This is a genomic window from Vibrio sp. Vb2880, from assembly GCF_033337975.1.
Classification (GTDB): domain Bacteria; phylum Pseudomonadota; class Gammaproteobacteria; order Enterobacterales; family Vibrionaceae; genus Vibrio; species Vibrio alginolyticus.
In genome coordinates, this window is the sequence record NZ_JAWORT010000012.1 from 20,631 (window position 1) to 39,592 (window position 18,962).

At 45.1% G+C, this 18,962-nt stretch carries 13 protein-coding genes and 1 pseudogene; 3 read left to right on the forward strand and 11 right to left on the reverse strand.

Going from position 1 to position 18,962, the window contains the following annotated elements; all coding sequences use genetic code 11:
- Positions 1-68: 68 nt before the first annotated feature.
- From lon to R7M92_RS14220, 5 genes and pseudogenes are all read right to left on the reverse strand, one after another.
- Positions 69-2,420, reverse strand: a complete 2,352-nt coding sequence (gene lon / locus R7M92_RS14200) for an endopeptidase La (RefSeq protein ID WP_005382343.1) — start codon at positions 2,418-2,420, stop codon at positions 69-71.
- 130 nt (positions 2,421-2,550) lie between these two features.
- Positions 2,551-3,831, reverse strand: a complete 1,281-nt coding sequence (clpX, locus tag R7M92_RS14205; protein WP_005382345.1) for an ATP-dependent protease ATP-binding subunit ClpX — start codon at positions 3,829-3,831, stop codon at positions 2,551-2,553.
- Between the two features lie 70 nt (positions 3,832-3,901).
- The gene (gene clpP / locus R7M92_RS14210) at positions 3,902-4,528 is read right to left on the reverse strand and encodes an ATP-dependent Clp endopeptidase proteolytic subunit ClpP (protein ID WP_005382347.1); all 627 of its coding nucleotides are present in this window, start codon (positions 4,526-4,528) and stop codon (positions 3,902-3,904) included.
- 105 nt (positions 4,529-4,633) lie between these two features.
- Positions 4,634-5,941: a trigger factor gene (tig, locus tag R7M92_RS14215; protein ID WP_005382251.1), complete on the reverse strand. Its 1,308-nt coding sequence runs from the start codon at positions 5,939-5,941 to the stop codon at positions 4,634-4,636.
- A 274-nt stretch (positions 5,942-6,215) separates the two neighbouring features.
- Positions 6,216-6,428: pseudogene (locus R7M92_RS14220) on the reverse strand (hypothetical protein).
- Between the two features lie 39 nt (positions 6,429-6,467).
- Between R7M92_RS14220 and R7M92_RS14225 the strand changes: the two are divergent.
- The 3 genes from R7M92_RS14225 (at position 6,468) to R7M92_RS14235 (ending at position 9,876) form a co-directional block, all read left to right on the forward strand.
- Complete coding sequence (locus tag R7M92_RS14225) at positions 6,468-8,273, forward strand: ATP-binding protein (RefSeq protein WP_213962920.1); 1,806 nt, start codon at positions 6,468-6,470, stop codon at positions 8,271-8,273.
- A gap of 4 nt (positions 8,274-8,277) precedes the next feature.
- The gene (locus R7M92_RS14230; protein WP_005382254.1) at positions 8,278-9,615 is read left to right on the forward strand and encodes a sigma-54-dependent transcriptional regulator; all 1,338 of its coding nucleotides are present in this window, start codon (positions 8,278-8,280) and stop codon (positions 9,613-9,615) included.
- Between the two features lie 78 nt (positions 9,616-9,693).
- Entirely contained in the window at positions 9,694-9,876 is a 183-nt protein-coding gene (locus tag R7M92_RS14235) for a hypothetical protein (protein ID WP_080276915.1), read from the forward strand.
- A gap of 33 nt (positions 9,877-9,909) precedes the next feature.
- Here R7M92_RS14235 and R7M92_RS14240 read toward each other — a convergent pair whose 3' ends face one another.
- The 6 genes from R7M92_RS14240 to R7M92_RS14265 form a co-directional block, all read right to left on the reverse strand.
- On the reverse strand, positions 9,910-11,271 hold the full coding sequence (locus R7M92_RS14240; RefSeq protein ID WP_005382255.1) for a TRAP transporter large permease: 1,362 nt from the start codon (positions 11,269-11,271) through the stop codon (positions 9,910-9,912).
- Between the two features lie 3 nt (positions 11,272-11,274).
- A complete protein-coding gene (locus R7M92_RS14245; RefSeq protein WP_005384308.1) occupies positions 11,275-11,949 on the reverse strand; it encodes a TRAP transporter small permease in 675 nt (224 codons plus the stop codon).
- Positions 11,950-12,019: 70 nt separating this feature from the next.
- The gene (locus R7M92_RS14250) at positions 12,020-13,018 is read right to left on the reverse strand and encodes a TRAP transporter substrate-binding protein (RefSeq protein ID WP_017634784.1); all 999 of its coding nucleotides are present in this window, start codon (positions 13,016-13,018) and stop codon (positions 12,020-12,022) included.
- 212 nt (positions 13,019-13,230) lie between these two features.
- Entirely contained in the window at positions 13,231-14,700 is a 1,470-nt protein-coding gene (locus R7M92_RS14255; protein ID WP_053303268.1) for a protein adenylyltransferase SelO, read from the reverse strand.
- 176 nt (positions 14,701-14,876) lie between these two features.
- Complete coding sequence (locus R7M92_RS14260; protein WP_104975968.1) at positions 14,877-15,689, reverse strand: sugar transporter; 813 nt, start codon at positions 15,687-15,689, stop codon at positions 14,877-14,879.
- Between the two features lie 172 nt (positions 15,690-15,861).
- A complete protein-coding gene (locus R7M92_RS14265; RefSeq protein WP_017819926.1) occupies positions 15,862-18,846 on the reverse strand; it encodes a M6 family metalloprotease domain-containing protein in 2,985 nt (994 codons plus the stop codon).
- Positions 18,847-18,962: the final 116 nt, after the last annotated feature.

The window sequence follows — 18,962 nt, forward strand, 5'->3', positions numbered from 1 at the left end:
AAAAAAAACGCTGACAAGCCTTTTTGGGCTTATCAGCGTAAACTTTTACTTATTTTTGCTACACATCACTATTTTTGAGACTCAAACTCAACGCCCGTCGGGTCTCGCTCTAGTGCGACTTTCAGTACTTCATCAATCCACTGTACAGGGATAACTTCCAGATCAGCGATAACATTATCAGGAATCTCTTCCAAATCACGCTCGTTATCTTTTGGAATTAGCACTGTCTTAATGCCACCACGGTGTGCCGCAAGTAACTTCTCTTTTAGGCCGCCGATAGGTAGAACCTCACCACGCAGTGTGATTTCACCCGTCATCGCTACTTCTGCTTTCACAGGGTTGCCTGTCAGAGAAGAAACCAATGCCGTACACATTGCTGTACCCGCACTTGGGCCATCTTTTGGTGTCGCGCCTTCCGGTACGTGTACGTGAATATCTTTCTTCTCGTAGAAGTCAGTATTGATACCTAGCTTTTCTGCACGAGAGCGAACCACTGTCATTGCTGCTTGGATAGACTCTTGCATCACATCACCAAGAGAACCCGTTTGTGTCAGCTTACCTTTACCTGGCATTGATTGAGTTTCAATCGTTAATAGATCGCCACCCACTTCTGTCCAAGCTAGGCCAGTTACTTGACCAATTCGGTTACTTTCATCCGCTTTACCGTAATCGAAACGTTGAACACCCAAGTACTCTTTTAGGTTGTCCATCGTTACCGTTACTGACTTGATGTCCTTATCCAACAAGATGTTCTTCACTGCTTTACGGCAGATCTTAGAAATCTCACGCTCTAAGTTACGGACACCCGCTTCACGCGTATAGTAACGAATGATGCCAATAATTGCAGAATCTTCAATGACGATCTCATCCGCTTTCAAGCCATTACGCTTCACTTGTTTATCAACAAGGTGACGTTTTGCAATGTTCAGCTTCTCGTCTTCGGTGTAACCAGATAAACGAATAACTTCCATACGGTCTAACAATGGACCCGGGATGTTCATCGAGTTCGATGTCGCAACAAACATAACGTCAGAGAGATCGTAATCCACTTCTAGGTAGTGATCGTTGAACGAGTTATTCTGTTCAGGGTCAAGTACTTCTAGTAGAGCCGATGCCGGATCACCACGCATATCGGAAGACATTTTGTCGATTTCGTCCAATAAGAACAGCGGGTTCTTCACACCAACCTTCGACATCTTCTGGATCAATTTGCCTGGTAATGAGCCGATATAAGTACGACGATGACCACGAATTTCCGCTTCATCACGCACACCACCCAACGCCATACGAACATACTTACGGCCTGTAGCTGAAGCAATTGAACGACCAAGAGACGTTTTACCTACACCAGGAGGACCAACAAGACAAAGGATAGGACCTTTTAGCTTGTTGATACGGTTTTGAACCGCCAGGTATTCAAGGATACGTTCTTTGACGCGTTCTAGACCGTAGTGATCTTCATTAAGAACCTCTTCTGCTTTCGCTAAGTTTTTCTTAACTTTTGAGCGCTTAGCCCAAGGAACGCTGACCATCCAATCGATGTAGCTACGAACCACTGTTGCTTCAGCAGACATTGGAGACATCATCTTAAGCTTTTGCAGCTCTTGCTCTGTCTTTTCACGTGCTTCTTGAGGCATTTTTGATTCGTCAATCTTCTTCTGTAGCGTTTCGAACTCGTCTGGTGCGTCTTCCATCTCACCAAGTTCTTTCTGAATCGCTTTCATTTGCTCATTCAGATAGTACTCACGCTGAGATTTTTCCATTTGCTTTTTAACGCGACCACGAATTCGTTTTTCAACTTGCAGCAAGTCGATCTCTGATTCCATCTGGCCCATCAGGAATTCCAGACGCTCAGTAACGTCAACAATTTCAAGCACTTGCTGCTTATCCACCAACTTTAACGGCATATGAGCCGCAATGGTATCCGCTAAGCGTGCGGCTTCGTCGATACCATTAAGTGACGTTAGCACTTCTGGTGGAATCTTCTTGTTTAGCTTAATGAACCCTTCAAACTGATTAATCGCGCTGCGAACAATCACTTCTTGCTCACGCTCATCCAATTCTGGCGTAACAACAAATTCAGCTTCTGCTAGGAAGAAGTCACTCTCTTTAAAGTGATTGATTTTTGCTCGCTGCTGGCCTTCGACCAATACTTTTACTGTGCCATCCGGAAGCTTCAAGAGCTGGAGAATGGTGGCTACCGTACCTACGTCAAATAGGTCGTCAACCGTAGGCTCGTCAGTATCCGCTTGCTTTTGTGCCACAAGAAGAACTTGTTTGTTGGTTTCCATCGCCGTTTCTAGACAGCTAATCGATTTCTCACGACCAACAAACAATGGAATAACCATGTGTGGGTAGACCACTACGTCACGTAGAGGTAGTACCGGGATCTCGATACGCTCGGAACGTTCCAAGTTCATATAATTCTCTCTTCCGCTTTCACGTTTAACGTATTACTTAAGGCAGTATATGGGGGCTAATTGTTTGGATTCAATAAGAGAAATAAAAAAAGGAGGTAATTACTTACCTCCTTTTTAATTATGGCTGAATTTACTCTGCTCCAGCTGCCTGATTGTCTGCGTTACTGTAAATAAGCAGTGGCTCTGACTCGCCATTAATGACGGACTCATCAATCACGACTTTACTAACGTCTGTTGCAGATGGTAATTCGTACATGGTTTCAAGTAGCACGCCTTCAAGAATCGAGCGTAAGCCACGAGCACCTGTTTTACGCTCCATTGCTTTTTTCGCGATAGCGCGCAGCGCATCTTCACGGAATTCAAGTTCGGCGTTTTCTAGCTCAAACAATGCTGCATATTGCTTGGTCAGTGCGTTCTTCGGTTCACATAGGATCTGAATCAACGCTTCTTCATCAAGCTCAGTCAGTGTTGTTGTTACAGGTAGACGACCAATGAATTCTGGAATGAGGCCGTACTTCACTAAGTCTTCAGGTTCAACTTGAGTAAATAGCTCACCTACCGTCTTCGATTCATTCTTCGAACGAACTTCAGCACCAAAACCAATACCTGTACCTGTTGCAACACGCTGCTCAATCACTTTGTCTAAGCCAGCAAAAGCACCACCACAGATGAACAGGATCTTAGATGTGTCCACTTGTAGGAATTCTTGCTGAGGATGCTTACGACCACCTTGAGGTGGAACCGATGCAACCGTACCTTCGATAAGTTTTAGTAGCGCCTGCTGAACACCTTCACCAGATACGTCACGCGTAATAGATGGGTTTTCAGCTTTGCGTGAAATCTTATCAATTTCATCAATGTAAACGATGCCGCGTTCCGCTTTAGCTACATCGTAATCACATTTTTGCAGAAGCTTTTGGATGATGTTTTCAACGTCTTCACCTACGTAACCGGCTTCGGTTAGTGTCGTCGCGTCTGCCATTGTAAATGGCACATCCAAGAATCGAGCTAATGTCTCCGCAAGTAGTGTTTTGCCACTACCTGTAGGACCAATTAGAAGGATGTTACTCTTACCAAGCTCCACACCTTCGCTCGTTGTATCACCATTGCGTAAACGCTTGTAGTGGTTATATACCGCAACTGCGAGCACTTTTTTCGCGTAATCTTGCCCGATCACATAGTCATCAAGGTGTTCACGGATCTGTTTTGGCGTTGGTAACGCTTCAGATTCTTTCTTAGGGAGAACATCCTTGATTTCTTCGCGAATAATATCGTTACATAAGTCGACACATTCGTCGCAAATGTACACTGACGGACCTGCGATTAGCTTGCGAACTTCGTGCTGACTTTTGCCGCAGAAAGAACAGTACAGCAATTTACCGCTGCCACTTTCTTTGCTTTTATCTGTCATTCGCTAACCTCTTAGCCTTTACTCTTCATGAATGAGTGTATATCAATTTTTGCCAAAATGCGCTGGCAAATTACTCGCCACGGTGGCTTAACACTGCATCCACGATACCGTATTCCACAGCCTGCTCTGATGACATGAAGTTATCACGATCAGTATCGCGCTCAATGACTTCAAGAGGTTGGCCTGTATGTTCTGCTAACAACTTGTTTAGCTTCTGTTTAATCGTCAGGATTTCCTGAGCATGGATTTGGATATCAGAAGCTTGACCCTGGAAACCACCCAATGGTTGGTGGATCATTACACGTGAGTTAGGCAGTACATAACGCTTACCTGGCGCACCACCTGCAAGCAGGAAGGCACCCATTGAACATGCTTGACCCATACATACTGTGCTCACATTTGGCTTAATGAACTGCATGGTGTCGTAAATAGACATACCTGCTGTTACGCTGCCGCCTGGTGAGTTGATGTATAGGAAAATATCTTTATCTGGATTTTCAGATTCTAGGAAAAGTAGCTGAGCCACGACAAGGTTTGCCATGTGGTCTTCCACTTGACCCGTTAAAAAAATCACGCGCTCTTTCAGCAGACGTGAGTAGATGTCGTAAGAGCGTTCGCCTCGGGAAGTTTGTTCAACCACCATTGGTACTAGCGCGTCCATAATTGGCGACATTGCATTTTTTTCTTGGTAGCTCATATTCTTATGTCCCTAAAATAAATGGCCCGGATGATGACTATCATACGGACCATTGTTAGCAGAATAGTTAACGTTAAGTCAACCTTCTACGCAAGATATTGCTTATTAAGCAGCAGGTTGTTGTTGGTTAAGTAGCTCGTTGAAGCCTACTTCTTTCTCAGAAACCTGTGCTTTAGCGATGATCGCGTCGATTGCTTGCTCTTCTAGAGCTACGTTGCGCATGTTGTTCATCATTTCTTCGTTTTGCTCGTAGTAAGCAATAACTTCTGATGGATCTTCGTATGCAGTAGCCATTTCTTCGATTAGCGCTTTAACTTTCTCGTCGTCCGCTTTTAGCTCTTCAGATTTGATTACTTCACCTAGTAGAAGACCAACAACTACGCGACGTTTAGCTTGTTCTTCGAACAGTTCACGTGGAAGCTGAGCAGCAGCTTCTGGGTTACCACCGAAGCGTTGTGCAGCTTGTTGACGTAGAACTTGGATTTCTTGCTCGATAAGCGCTGATGGTACGTTGATGTCGTTTTGCTCAACTAGACCGTCAATCGCTTGCTCTTTGATGCGGTTCTTAACAGCTTGCTTAAGTTCGCGTTCCATGTTCTTACGAACTTCAGCTTTAAGTGCTTCAACACCACCTTCAACAACACCGAACTTAGCAACGAACTCGTCGTTTAGTTCTGGTAGTTCACGAGCTTCAACTTTGTTCACTTTGATTGCGAACTTAGCTGCTTTACCTTTTAGGTTTTCAGCGTGGTAATCTTCTGGGAAAGTCACGTCGATGTCGAATTCCATACCAGCAGTTTTACCTGCGATACCGTCTTCGAAACCAGGGATCATGCGACCAGCACCCATTTCTAGAGGGAAGTTCTCAGCTTTACCGCCTTCGAACTCTTCACCGTCGATAGAACCAACGAAGTCGATGCTTACGCGTTTGCCATCTTCTGCTGCTTCTTCAACTTCAACCCAAGTTGCTTGTTGCTTACGTAGAGTATCGATCATCTCTTCTACGTCTGCATCTTTAACTTCTGTTAGTGGTTTTTCAACAGTGATGCTCTCTAGGCCTTTAAGCTCAACTTCTGGGTAAACTTCAAAAGTTGCAGTGAAAACTAGGTCTGAACCTTCTTTGTTCTCTACAGGAGCGAAAGTTGGAGCGCCAGCTGGGTTGATTTTCTCTTTAACGATAGCTTCGATGAAGTGGCGTTGCATTACTTCACCAAGAACGTCTTGACGTACTGCTTTGCCGTACATCTTAGCAACCATTTTTAGAGGCACTTTACCCTTACGGAAACCATCGAAACGACGGTTTTTAGCGATGTTGCGTAGTTCAGCTGTTACAGCGTCTTCGATGTTTGCAGCTGGAACAGTAATGTTTAGACGGCGCTCTAGGCCCTCTAGCGTTTCAACAGTAACTTGCATTATATATAAACCTCTAAAGTGGCTCGGTTTTCCGAGCGTATGAGCGAAACTCAGAGGAGCTTACGCTTCATCCTTGTGTAGTGTTCTGTCCGAACACCTAATTTAAAATCGAGTATCGATACTGGTTGTCAGTACCGGACTAATCAGTGATATCTTCGATAAAATAACCAAAGGTATCTCCTATTAGCCTCAGGACAGAATTTTTAGACGCGACATTCTAGCGATCTGTCGCAACCCTGTCGAGCCAATAGCCACTATGTGGACATTGTCTGCGCTAAATTCTCGAATGCTGACCCATTTTTTCTTCAAAAATGCGATTCAGACACCGTCTAAGCATCGCCAGCATATCTAGAATGGGGACAATAGCGACTTTTTCAAGAGAATCGACCGGTTTTTTTATCGAAAAGCCTAAAAAGAGATCTTGCTCTTGTTTTACTCCACAGAGTTGAAAACTAAATCCCTAATCCTTCCTACAAACTATTAACATTTTCTTACGTGACCAAAGGAAGTTGTAAGGAGTGTAAGGATGTCGCAAAAAAAACGGATTCTGCTGACATTTTTTGCTTTCTATTTCCTGTGCGCAATTATCGGTGGCCAATGGGTTTGGCAGACCAGTTATCAATCTCTACTTGATAAACACCAATCACAGCTGGAGCAGTTTTCTGGCCATATAAAAAATAAACTCGATAAGTACGCCCATATCCCAAATCTTCTAGCTAAAGATGATCCTCTTTATCAAGCGCTTCTGCACCCCAACAACAGTGCGCAACTGGAAATCACTAATCGGTATTTAGAATCCGTTAATGGCGTGATTGAAGCAGCGGATACGTACTTAATCGATCAATGGGGTACAACGATCGCAGCCAGCAACTGGCGTAAAGAGCGCTCCTTTATCGGGCGAAATTTTGCATTTCGCCCTTATTTCAAACAAGCCATTGTAGGCAAAAGAAGCCAATACTACGCACTGGGCTCAACATCTGGTAAACGTGGCTACTACTATTCTTATCCCATCGTATACGCTGGCGGTGTACTTGGTGTCGTCGTGGTGAAGATGGACCTAAGTAAGATAGAGGACAACTGGCAGCAACCTAACAGTGTTTTTGTCGCCAGCGACCCATACGGAATTGTTTTCATGAGTAGCCGAAGTGAATGGCTACTCAAAAGCTTACAACCACTGACAAAAAAAGAGAAAAAGCAAGTTTGGGCAAGCCAACAATATCTTGATGCGCCAATTGAAACGCTTGGATTAGTGGGTAGTTTGGACGAGGTGCATTCTGAGCTTAAACAGGGTTACCCATACAATAAAGGAACCTTGGTGGTCTCTTCGCTGCCCCTTCCCGAACTCAAACTGACTATTCGTGTGCTGTCTCCTAAACAGTCGATCGTTTGGTTCACCATGGGTTACATCTTTGTACTCACTCTAGCATTCATGGTTTTGTTTTTAATTGGTCAGCTTATCTATCACCGTCAACAGCGTCACTTGCAACTTGAACGAATTCAACAAGAAGCCAATCAAAAGTTGGAATATCAAGTCATGGCACGGACTGCCGAGTTGCAAGCGGAGATCGCACAGCGTATCGATACCGAGCAAACTTTACGCGTTACTCAAGACGAATTGGTGCAAGCAGCGAAACTCGCGGTGTTAGGACAAATGTCGGCCAGTATCAGCCACGAACTGAATAATCCACTTGCGGCAATTCGTAGCTTTGCGGAGAACGGCAAGCTGTTTCTAAAAAAAGAAAAATATGAGCGAGTGGAAGATAATCTCACTCGCATTTCTGCTCTCACTGACCGTATGGCAAATATCAGTCAGCAACTTCGCTCTTTCGCCAAAAAAACCAGTGGTGACGAGTTGGCTCAATCTCGATTGTTCCCTGTGATAGCCTCTGTAAAAGAACTGATGAAGCCCGCATTTAAATCAGGGCGCGTCACGTTAGAAACAAATTTGCCAGAGCATGATGTTGAAGTGCAGATCAATATTATTCAACTGGAGCAAGTGTTGGTCAATTTACTGACTAATGCGATAGAAGCACTCAAAGAACAACAAGACAAACAGGTAGAATTATCTGTAGAACACGATGAGCACACTGATTTAGTTTGGATTCATGTTGATGATAATGGCCCAGGACTTGGCTCTTTCTCACTTTCTGATTTATGTGAGCCGTTTCTAACCACTAAACTGAACGGTTTAGGTTTGGGTCTCTCTATCTCGCAACAAATCTTAGCCAGTATGAATGGAAAATTATGTGCCCATAATCGAGAACAAGGCGGCGCTCGATTCTCATTGTGTTTACCTATCACTTCTTACAACACTGAACCATCAAAAGGATAAGATCATGTGTCAGGTGTTTTTTATTGATGATGAGGCCGATCTCAGAATCGCTATAGAACAGACCTTTGAACTGGCGGATATCGACGCCAAGTTTTTTGTGGATGCAGAATCGGCTTTAATAGCGATGCAGCAAGGAGAAGAAGCTGGCGTCGTGGTCACTGATATCTGTTTACCGGGCATTTCTGGTATGGATATGCTAACAACTTTGACTCAACGCGATGCAAACTTACCCGTCATCATGATCACTGGACACGGTGATATTTCCATGGCAGTGCAAGCCCTTCATCAAGGCGCTTACGACTTTATTGAGAAACCTTTTGCGCCAGAGCATTTGGTTGAAACGGTTAAGCGGGCGATTGAGAAGCGCAAACTAACCAATGAAAATGAAAAACTGCGCCTGTCACTTAAAGCCAGTAAAACCCTTGGTCCACGAGTTATTGGTGAAACCTCTAGCATCCAAATATTACGAGAGACCATCACCCAAATCGCCGATACCGACGCCGATATTTTATTGTTTGGTGAAACCGGTACAGGGAAAGAGTTAATCGCTCGTTCTTTACATGAGCAAAGCTCTCGCCGGAACCAAAACTTTGTCGCCGTAAATTGTGGAGCGGTTCCAGAGAACTTAATTGAGAGTGAACTCTACGGCCATGAAAAAGGCGCATTCACTGGCGCCGAAAGCCGTCGTATCGGTAAATTTGAGTTTGCACAAGGCGGCACACTTTTCTTGGATGAGATCGAGTCGATGCCTATCCAAGCCCAAATTCGTTTATTGAGGGTATTACAAGAGCGCGTGATTGAGCGTGTCGGTTCCAATGAATTATTGCCTTTAGATATTCGAGTGATTGCCGCAACAAAGGTCGATTTAAAACACGCAGCTGAAGAAGGTACTTTCCGTCAGGACCTCTATTATCGGCTCAATGTCGTGACCTTGGATCTCCCGCCACTACGCGAACGAAAAGAAGACATTCCCGCCCTCTTTCACCACTTTCTGTTGGTAGCAGCTTCACGTTATGGCAAAAGCTCACCTAGTTTGTCACCCCAAGATCTAGCGCAACTGATGAGCCATGACTGGCCTGGTAATGTTCGAGAACTCAGAAATGCTGCAGAACGTTTTGTACTATTGGGTAAGTTAATTCAGTTGGGAGAATCGAACCCAGTTGCTAAGTCTTCCTCAAGCCTTGCAGAGCAAGTGGCGGAGTTTGAGAGAGCAGCCATTGAAGGCGCTTTATTAGAAAACAACGGTAGTATTAAACAGACAATGTGCCAATTAAATGTGCCAAGAAAAACCCTTTACGACAAGATGCAGCGTTACCAAATAAATAAAGACCTTTACAAATAAAACACGTTCAGATAATTGGCATTATATTCAACTTGAATCATAATTTTTAACAACAGGTTTATCATGGTTGTTACAGATATGAACGAAAAAGTGAGAATACCGATTGTTACAGATACCGTGCTCGTAGACGGTTGCTATCAAGAAGAGAGAAGACTCGGTGAAGAGCGTCGTAAAAATAAAAAGAGGTGGCGACACTATGAACGTCGAATTAATTCAGACCCGCGCAAAACTTGTTACAAATCAATAGATGAAGAGGTGTGAATTCTCACACCTCTTTCTACTTTCTGGCTTCCATTACTTGGTAATGATCTCCGGCCCCATCAAGGTAGTAGGCAACCAAGTCGATACCCATGGTACATATGTGACGATAATTAGGAACAAGAACATCACTCCAACCCAGGGTAATGCTGCCTTCACTACGTTCATCATCGACATTTTGGCAACACCAGCGGTCACAAATAAGTTAAGACCCACGGGCGGCGTTATCATTCCTATCTCCATATTCACCACCATCATTATGCCCAAATGAATTGGGTCTATACCTAATGCAATCGCAATTGGGAACACGAGCGGCGCAACAATGATCAACAAGCCTGATGGCTCCATGAACTGACCACCAATCAGCAACAAGACGTTCACCACAATCAAGAAAGTGATGGGTCCGAGACCAGCCGAGAGCATCGACTCGGTGATCATTTGCGGGATGCGTTCTTCCGTTAAAACATGCTTCAAAATTAAGGCATTAGCAATGATGAACAGCAGCATGATGGTGAGTTTGCCCGCTTCATACAGGGTGTGTTTCGTGTCTTTATGAACAAAGGTTTGGAAGATTTTAACGAGCGCAGGTTTAGTGTTTTTCTTGTCTGCAAATGGCCCCATGTCTTTGTATACAAAGTTAGCAATAAAGAATGAGTACACAGCAGCAACCGCAGCGGCTTCTGTCGGCGTAAAGATACCGCCATAGATACCACCAAGAATGATGACGACCAACAACAAGCCCCAGCTTGCATCCTTGGCGGCATCAAAAGTTTCTTTCCAACCGACAAAAGGTTGCTTTGGAAGGTTCTTGATTCTCGCGGCAATGTAAATCGCGATCATCAACATGACACCCGCCAGCAAACCGGGAATCACACCACCAAGGAACATACGTCCAACTGACACATCCGTTGCGGCTGCATACACCACCATCACAATCGAAGGTGGGATCAAAATCCCTAGCGTACCTGCGTTACAAATTACCCCAGAGGCAAACTCTTTTGAGTAACCGTTTTTGATCATGCCTGCGATAACAATACTACCTATGGCAACAACCGTTGCAGGTGAGGAACCTGACAACGCGGCAAACATCATACACGCTACAACCGAAGCCATCGCCAAACCGCCGCGGAACCAGCCTACAATGGCAATGGCGAAACGAATGATCCGCTTTGCTACGCCACCCGTCGACATAAAGCTTGAAGCCAATATAAAGAATGGAATAGCCAATAGCGTGTAGTGGCCCGCGAATGCATTAAACAGCGTTTGAGCGACTGACGCTAAAGAGGCATCCGAATGCATTAAAAGGAAAAGAACACTGGAAAGGCCCAGCGAAATAGCAATTGGCACGCCAACCAGCATAAAGCCAATTACCATCAAAAATAGAAATAAGATATCCATGGCTTATTGCTCCTTGTTTTTAGCGTCTTGCGAGGCCTTTGGAGCCATTACGTCTTCAGCGTCACTCATCTCAGCTTTAAGAGATTCGAGCTCTTCCTCCGCTTCATGTCCTGCAATCAAGCGATCGAGCTTACCAGTAGCGATTTGCCACGTGACTTGAACAAATCTAAACGTTAGTAGCGCCATTCCAAGTGGCAAAGCGAAGTAAGGAATAAAACGTGGCAGCTTTTCATAACGCTCTCCCTCATTTAGCCAGTCGGCCATGAACTGGAGTATTTCAGGCATCGGAATATCGTCCGTTTCATACCACGCTCGGTCAGTAGCGAACGGATACCAGTAGTTCCAAGCGCCAATTAACAGCAAAATAGAGAAGGCTAAGCAACACATTGCTGCAAAAAGCGCCAGGGCTTTTCGTTTACCTTCCGGAACGATGTTAATAATGACATCGACACCAATATGAAAGTGTTTTTTCACACCATAAGATGCACCAACCAACACCATCCATGCGAACATGAAAACGGTGAGCTCAAGCGCCCAAAGAATATTGTCGTTAAAGACATAACGAAAGATGACATTGGCAAAGGTCAGCAAGGTCATGGCACCCAAGAAGAAAGCAATCAAAGTCTCTTCAATGGCATCAGTGATTCGTCCAGCCTTGGCAAAAAAAGTCTGTTCCATAATTACATCACGTCGTCTGTAGGGGGAAAGAGCCCCCTCAGTTTGAGAGGGCTAAATGTGCTAGGTGTTATTATTTTTGGTTAGACGCCAAAGCGGCTTCGATTAGGTCAGAACCAATGTCTTTTTCGAACTTCTTCCATACTGGTTGAAGTGCAGTGACCCACTCTTGGCGCTGTTCTGGCGTTAGAGTACGAACCACACCACCGGCTTCGATGATATTGTTCTTATTCGCAAGGTTTACTTTGGTTGACTCAGCATTACGCTGAGCAGTTACCTCTTGAATAATGGTGTTTAACTGCTCGCGCTGATCATCTGGTAGGTTTTTCCAGAAGTCGTTTGACGTCACAACTAAGTAATCCAGAATTCCGTGGTTCGTTTCCGTAATGCCATCTTGAACTTCGAAGAATTTTTTGCCGTAAATGTTTGACCAAGTATTTTCTTGACCATCAATAACCTTAGTTTGCAAGCCGCCGTAAACTTCTTTGAACGACATTTTTTGTGGGTTAGCACCTAGCTGCTCAAACTGAGCAACGAGTACATCAGACGCTTGAACACGGAACTTAAGTCCTTCAGCATCAGTTGGAGAAATGAGCGGCTTGTTGGCTGACATTTGCTTCATGCCGTTATGCCAAAACGCAATGCCTTGTAGGCCACGACGTTTCATTGAATTTTTCAGCTTTTCACCCGCTTCCGAGTTTTGGAAACGGTCAACCGCGTCGACATCATCGAACAAGAAAGGGAGATCGAAAAGGCGGTACTTCTTGGTGAATTTCTCAAACTTAGAAAGAGAAGGAGCAGCGAGTTGAACATCACCATTCAGTAGCGCTTCCAACACTTTGTCATCATCATAAAGTGTTGAGTTAGGAAACACCTGCATACAGACTTTACCGTTCATCTCTTCGTTGACGCGCTTTTCAAGTAACGAAGCCGCGATGCCTTTAGGGTGTTTGTCCGCATTCGTTACATGGCTAAACTTGATGACCGTTTCACCCGGGTCACAATTTGCGGCAGCATTAAAACTGGTAACAGCAAGTGCAGAGACAGATAGTAGAGTTAGAGGCTTAAACATTATTATTCTCCTTGTTGAATCACATCCCATCCCGTCCATGAGTAACTAGGTGTTAGGCGATGGGTACGGATGTTCAACAAAGAGCAATTAATGGACCATGTTAAAATTTATATATATTTCAATAAATTAACAAAGCCCGTTAACATGAATCCGAAGTGTAACGAGTGAATTCCACCCAAGAAAAAGATATAAATGGGTGGGAAATGACCCATTTATGAAGAACAGCTTATCTCCATTTTCTTCCCCCATTCCGGCGGCAATTTCGCATAATCATCAAACTCGGGTTGCTCATCAAATGGGCGTTTTAACAGTTCGGCCAATCGGTGTAATTCGCTAAAGTCCCCTTCTTCCGCTTTATCAATCGCCAACTGAGCCAAGTAGTTACGCAAGATGTATTTGGGATTGGCTTGACGCATCTGTTTGCAACGCTGTTCGGTTGAAATCAGGCCCCCTAGTTCATCAACCTCTAGCTCACACCGAGCTAAGTACAGATCAAGCCAAGCTCGCGCAGCTTCTCGGTCGAGAAATAAATCGATTACGGCTTGGGAAGGCGCATTATCAAGGTTTGAAAGCGTTCTGAAGAAGCGAGTGTAGTCCGTTTTGTTCTGGTGAAGAAGCTCAAACATAGCTTCAAACAAACGCCCATCTTCCGCTATCTTGGTTTTTAAGCCCAACTTTTCACGCATGAGGCGGCTGAACTGCTGGCTTAAATGAACTTCAAATTGACTCAACGACGATTCTAAATCTTCTCGTTCAACGAGTGGCGATAGCGCATGCGCCAGTGCTGACAGGTTCCAAAGCGCAATTCTAGGCTGTTGATCAAATGCGTAACGACCCTGGTAGTCTGAATGATTACAAATGTATCCCGGCTCATAATCATCAAGAAAGCCAAACGGACCATAATCAAAAGTTTGCCCAAGAATTGACATGTTATCGGTATTCATCACACCATGCGCAAAACCAAAAGCTTGCCAATATGCGATCATCTCGGCTGTTTTAGTCACGATGGCGTCAAACATCGCGGCATATGGTTTCTCCGCCGATGCACAATCAGCAAAGTGCCACTCAATCACCTTATCCGCCAACAGCTTCTGCTCTGCTAACTGGTTGGTGTAAAAGAAATGCTCAAAGTGACCGAATCGAACATGGGTTTCAGCCATTCGAAGTAACAAAGCGCCCGATTCCGTTTTTTCTCGATAAACAGGTGTATCACTGACCATCATACCGAGAGCACGTGTCGTGGGAACCCCAAGGCCCGCCATGGCTTCACTGCACAAGTACTCACGGATAGTTGAGCGTAATACCGCTCGCCCATCCCCCATTCGCGAGTAAGGCGTTAGCCCTGCACCTTTGAGGTGAAGATCAAACCAAGTACCATCCTGATGCTCAATTTCTGCCAACAGTAATCCACGTCCATCGCCCAAATCTGGGTTGTAAACGCCAAACTGATGGCCTGCATATTTCATCGCAAGAGGACGAAATTGTTCGAATTCACTTAGCCCAGAAAAAACCGCCAATAACTCATCGTTTTGCTCTTCTGGTAAACCAAACTGCTGTGCAAACTCACCATTCCAAGCGACCCAGCGAGTGTTGTCCAAGGGTTGTGGCTCGACCAACGTATAGAACGCTGACGGTAATTGACTAAAGCGATGGGTGAAATTGACCCGTTGCCAAATGGACATGTAGGGTTCCTTAATAAAAAGAAGTACTGTTGTGAGTATACGTGTGAATGTCCCTTTCATTCAGCCATGAAATGGGCATGGGTATTTTGCGTGAATAACGCGAAAGCGGCAGGAAGGTATCAACCTGCCGCAGACCGTCTCCTAAACGGAGGTAGCATGTAAAAACGATCAAAGGGTTAAGCGGAAAATTCTTCACCCGTTTTTGGTGGCTGTGATGGCGTATCAAAACGAGCGCGTTCGATATCCACTACCGTTTTATAGCTCAACGATAACAATGCCAGCTGGTACGCGCCAAAAATACCATAGGCCACACCGACGAGGCTCAACATAAAGAGATTCGTAAAGTGGCTAAAGATCAGCTGACTGAGCAAGCCCGCACCCAATGGAATTAGTCCCATCAAAATGAATACTTGTTTGTTGTATGCTCTGCTCTGGTTCCACGAACGACGCAAACTGCGCGGTTGATGATCCATTGCAGTCGCTGGCAACACAAATGACCATCGCGCCATTACCCAATAGCCAGGAATGCTTGCAATCGTTGTGATAATAGCCATAGCAACAAAGTCGGCTTCACCACTTTCTGCAATGTAGATAAACGACAACACAAAGATCGGGATACCAATAACGAGCATCATCATCAGTCCAAACAGTATCCACCAGCCTATGAAACGGAATTCTCGAGCTGACAAACGAAATACATCCAACGCAGAGTGCATGTAATCGCCGGCTAAATAAATTCGATGCACACGCACAGCCGCCATAGCGGCAACAAGTGGGTACAAAATAATTGTGACGAAATAAAATCCTGCGACATTGCCTTCTTGAACGTTCGCTTGATCTTGCCCCGTCATTTCAGGATACATAAAAGCAAAAATTGAGTGCACGATAATCAACGGAATACAAGCAATAACAATTGCGAGTAGATTCCTTCTGACCATCACTGCCGCTTCTCGGCATATTTCCGAAACAGAAAAGCCCTCGGTAGACATATAACATCCTTAGTTCATAAAAATCGGCCCCTAGGGTAACCGCAGAGTAGAAAAATCGCTTTAAAAATAATGAGAAACACATCTCATAAGACAATGAGAACGAAACCAAAATAGATCAGATAAAAAATAAGCCACTCAATGTGAGTGGCTTATACCGCAATTCAATACCGTTTTAGACGCGACGTCGCCAGCCTAATGTTGCAAGTAACATCAAAGCCCAATAAGAAACACTGCCGCTACCTTCAGAGTTCTTGAATGTCGTTGTCTTCAAAGAAGCAACAACCGTCACGATAACTTCCCCCGTAGCAGTGGCACCATGACCGTCTGAAACCGTATATTGCAGCTTGATGCCGTCAGTAGGGCTATCCGGTGCTTGAAAACGGATTTTGCCATTCTCTACACTCGCACTTCCCACACCCGTTACGTTCTGTACGCTTTCTACAACCAGTTTATCGCCGTTCACATCCGAATCATTGCTCGCTGCATCAATCAGAATACTTTCACCAACGGCAACGGTCGCCGTATCTGCAAGCGTAAGTGGCGCTGCGTTTTTCATGGTTAAATCGACGGTAGCACTGGACGTTTCATTACTAGGATCAGTCACGGTTAAACGGAATGTCAGAACCTCACCCGCTTTTGCACCTTGAGGCACCGTAAAGCTTGTGCTAACACTGGTTGCATTGCCAAGAGAAACTGAAGTGCCAGCCAACTGCTCCCATTTATAACTCAACACGTCACCATCAGCATCCGTACTATTTAACGCAGACAACGTGACTCGCTGCCCAACCGTCATGTCTTTATTATCAACATCAATCACGGCCACTGGCGCTTCGTTGCTGCCAAGCACTTCCACCTGCACATTCACGATTGAAGATGAGTACGCACCATCAACCGACAACAAACGATATTGGAAAGTGTCCAGACCAACGAAGTTAGCTTCAGGTTGGTACTGGTTGCCAGAGATGGTGCCGTGCTCAGGCTTCTGCACAATGTCCACATTGAACTGATACCCTACCGCCATGAAATCATTGTCCATCAGGTTCAGTTTGATTGGCGTATTTTTATTGGTTTGTAACGAATCAGATTTCGCTTCAACCAAGTTGCTCGCATCCACATTTAATAATGCTGCAAACGGAATATAAGAGAACCCGGCTTTTTCTAGACCAAACGTGCCAATCTCACTGTAATCACCAGTCCACATTACAGGTAGGGAGGCTTTTTCAGTTTTTAGCAAGCGGCCGAAGTCAAAGTTTGCATCAAATTGACCGCCTTCCAATTCAACGACCAATAAATGCTGACCCGCACTCAATTGGCTTGATTGAGGGAATAAAATTCGAGATGACTTTTGGAAGTTACCTTGCTGTAAAAGCTCAGCGTTGTTTTGATTCAATATTAATCGATAGCCAATGTTTCCAGAAAATGGGAATCGCCAAACTCGATAAATCATGTCACTTTGAGCGCTATCTCTTTGCGCGTAAAGTTGAAGGCCATCAAGCTCTGTATCACTATTCAAGTCCAGTGACACCGCCAGAGTGTTACTCCCACTCGCGTACACATAACCTTGATGAAGAGAGTTCAGCCATGCTGATTTATTTGGTTCGTTTGTATGCTCAAGAGAAAAGCTACCGCCGTTGGTGTTGCTGGCAATGTTGGAAATACGAACCCCAGTATCAAACCCTGTGATCGCTCTCAGACCCGGGGTCGATGTATCTGAAATGACATCGCCACCATTAGGGTACAAATCGTCAGCGTCACTCCTACCATCATTTTCTAACTCATTCAGACCATCAGCCTGCATGATTTGAACCTGCATCGCGCCAACATCATTAAAGCGGTTCTGGACATTGACCGACGTCGCCAGGATACCTTCAGCCGCCAATGCTCGGTCGTAACCGCTAAAGGTGCGATTTTCCAAGTAAACACGTGGGCCAAACTCTTTCAAGTACGGGTCGAGATACACCAGCTTGACATCGTCGTTGTTCACAGAAATAGGCGCTGGACTTTCATGAGTTACCGTTGGTACAACAAAACCAGCAGCGTGTTTGCTCCATGCACTCATGTTCACCGGAGTGTCACCAGCGTATGAATCTCCCGGTTTCTGCGCCCATGAACCGCCACCCATCACGCCCCAAGAGCCGATCGAGGCATCACTGTTCCTTGCGTACAAATCCGGTAAGCCAAGCATTAAGTGGCCAAGCTCGTGTACGATCACGCCCAAGGTCGCTTGATGATCAACTTGATAGTCAGCGAACACACAATAGTCTGTGATCTTTTTACCATCTAGTGTGACATCATCGTGAGAGAATTTGTGCGGCCAAATAGCAGGACGGTTGAGAACCCCTGTTGAACGATCGCCCCCCGCAAAAATAAACATGACAGAGAGTTCTGACGGTTCTACGGTACCATTTTGATTGCTGTCGTAGGCCGAAAGATTAAAGTATGGATCCAGTTTTTGATAAGCCTCGGTGAAAACCGCATTCAACTTGGCGGTGCATGTTTTATCAGTCGAACTAGAGTGACAGTTAGGGTGGCTTTGTGCCACAGTCACATCTATCACACCGTCATTGGCGGTGCCGTAACTCTCAAGTGCAGGAACAACTTTGAATTTACCTTGAGAGTTTTTATCAAAGTAATCCACAACGCTTTGACCATTGGTATTAAATACGCGTTGCTCAAAATCATGCACCATTGCTTGGTCATCAAACGAAACTTGCACAACCAATAGGGGCTGCTGCTTCACCGTTGAACTGCTCATCGCCTGGTAACCTTGCGCCGAACGCAGTAGGTTTTTTCGTGCCATCGGTTCAATGGTTTTTAGAGAAGATAATTGCGGTTTAACTTGTAAATCCGGGCGAAACCTCGCCGACTCAGGTGGCTCACTCGACTGCGTTTTCACCACACCTGTCGAGATCAATATTGGCGTGTCTGACTCGCGCTGAATCTGCGCGAAAAACCAAACGCCGTCTTCCTGAAGTAAGGCATTGCCCTGCTTATCTTCAAACCAGTGGAAATCTGCCGTTCCACGTAGAATTGCCTCACTGGAGCTACCATCGCTCAACGCAATAGTATGCCAAACCGGTGATGGCGGAGTAGTTGCCATGCTCTTCCCTGCAAGAAGCGCAGTTAGCATAGCCATGGCGAGTGTGTTGAATTTCAAAGTACGACTCCATCTTTTCGATTCGTTAATTAATACCAAGCACAACAAGCACAAAGTAACCCTATGGGCATAGAGTAAGACTGAGTGACTATTGACGAAGGCTGGTATCAATTCGC

Bases quoted from the DNA above. Each gene is read 5' to 3' on its own strand.
- lon (WP_005382343.1), bottom strand. From the start codon at position 2,420: ATGAACTTGGAACGTTCCGAGCGTATCGAGATCCCGGTACTACCTCTA.
- clpX (WP_005382345.1), bottom strand. From the start codon at position 3,831: ATGACAGATAAAAGCAAAGAAAGTGGCAGCGGTAAATTGCTGTACTGT.
- clpP (WP_005382347.1), bottom strand. From the start codon at position 4,528: ATGAGCTACCAAGAAAAAAATGCAATGTCGCCAATTATGGACGCGCTA.
- tig (WP_005382251.1), bottom strand. From the start codon at position 5,941: ATGCAAGTTACTGTTGAAACGCTAGAGGGCCTAGAGCGCCGTCTAAAC.
- R7M92_RS14225 (WP_213962920.1), top strand. From the start codon at position 6,468: ATGTCGCAAAAAAAACGGATTCTGCTGACATTTTTTGCTTTCTATTTC.
- R7M92_RS14230 (WP_005382254.1), top strand. From the start codon at position 8,278: ATGTGTCAGGTGTTTTTTATTGATGATGAGGCCGATCTCAGAATCGCT.
- R7M92_RS14235 (WP_080276915.1), top strand. From the start codon at position 9,694: ATGAACGAAAAAGTGAGAATACCGATTGTTACAGATACCGTGCTCGTA.
- R7M92_RS14240 (WP_005382255.1), bottom strand. From the start codon at position 11,271: ATGGATATCTTATTTCTATTTTTGATGGTAATTGGCTTTATGCTGGTT.
- R7M92_RS14245 (WP_005384308.1), bottom strand. From the start codon at position 11,949: ATGGAACAGACTTTTTTTGCCAAGGCTGGACGAATCACTGATGCCATT.
- R7M92_RS14250 (WP_017634784.1), bottom strand. From the start codon at position 13,018: ATGTTTAAGCCTCTAACTCTACTATCTGTCTCTGCACTTGCTGTTACC.
- R7M92_RS14255 (WP_053303268.1), bottom strand. From the start codon at position 14,700: ATGTCCATTTGGCAACGGGTCAATTTCACCCATCGCTTTAGTCAATTA.
- R7M92_RS14260 (WP_104975968.1), bottom strand. From the start codon at position 15,689: ATGTCTACCGAGGGCTTTTCTGTTTCGGAAATATGCCGAGAAGCGGCA.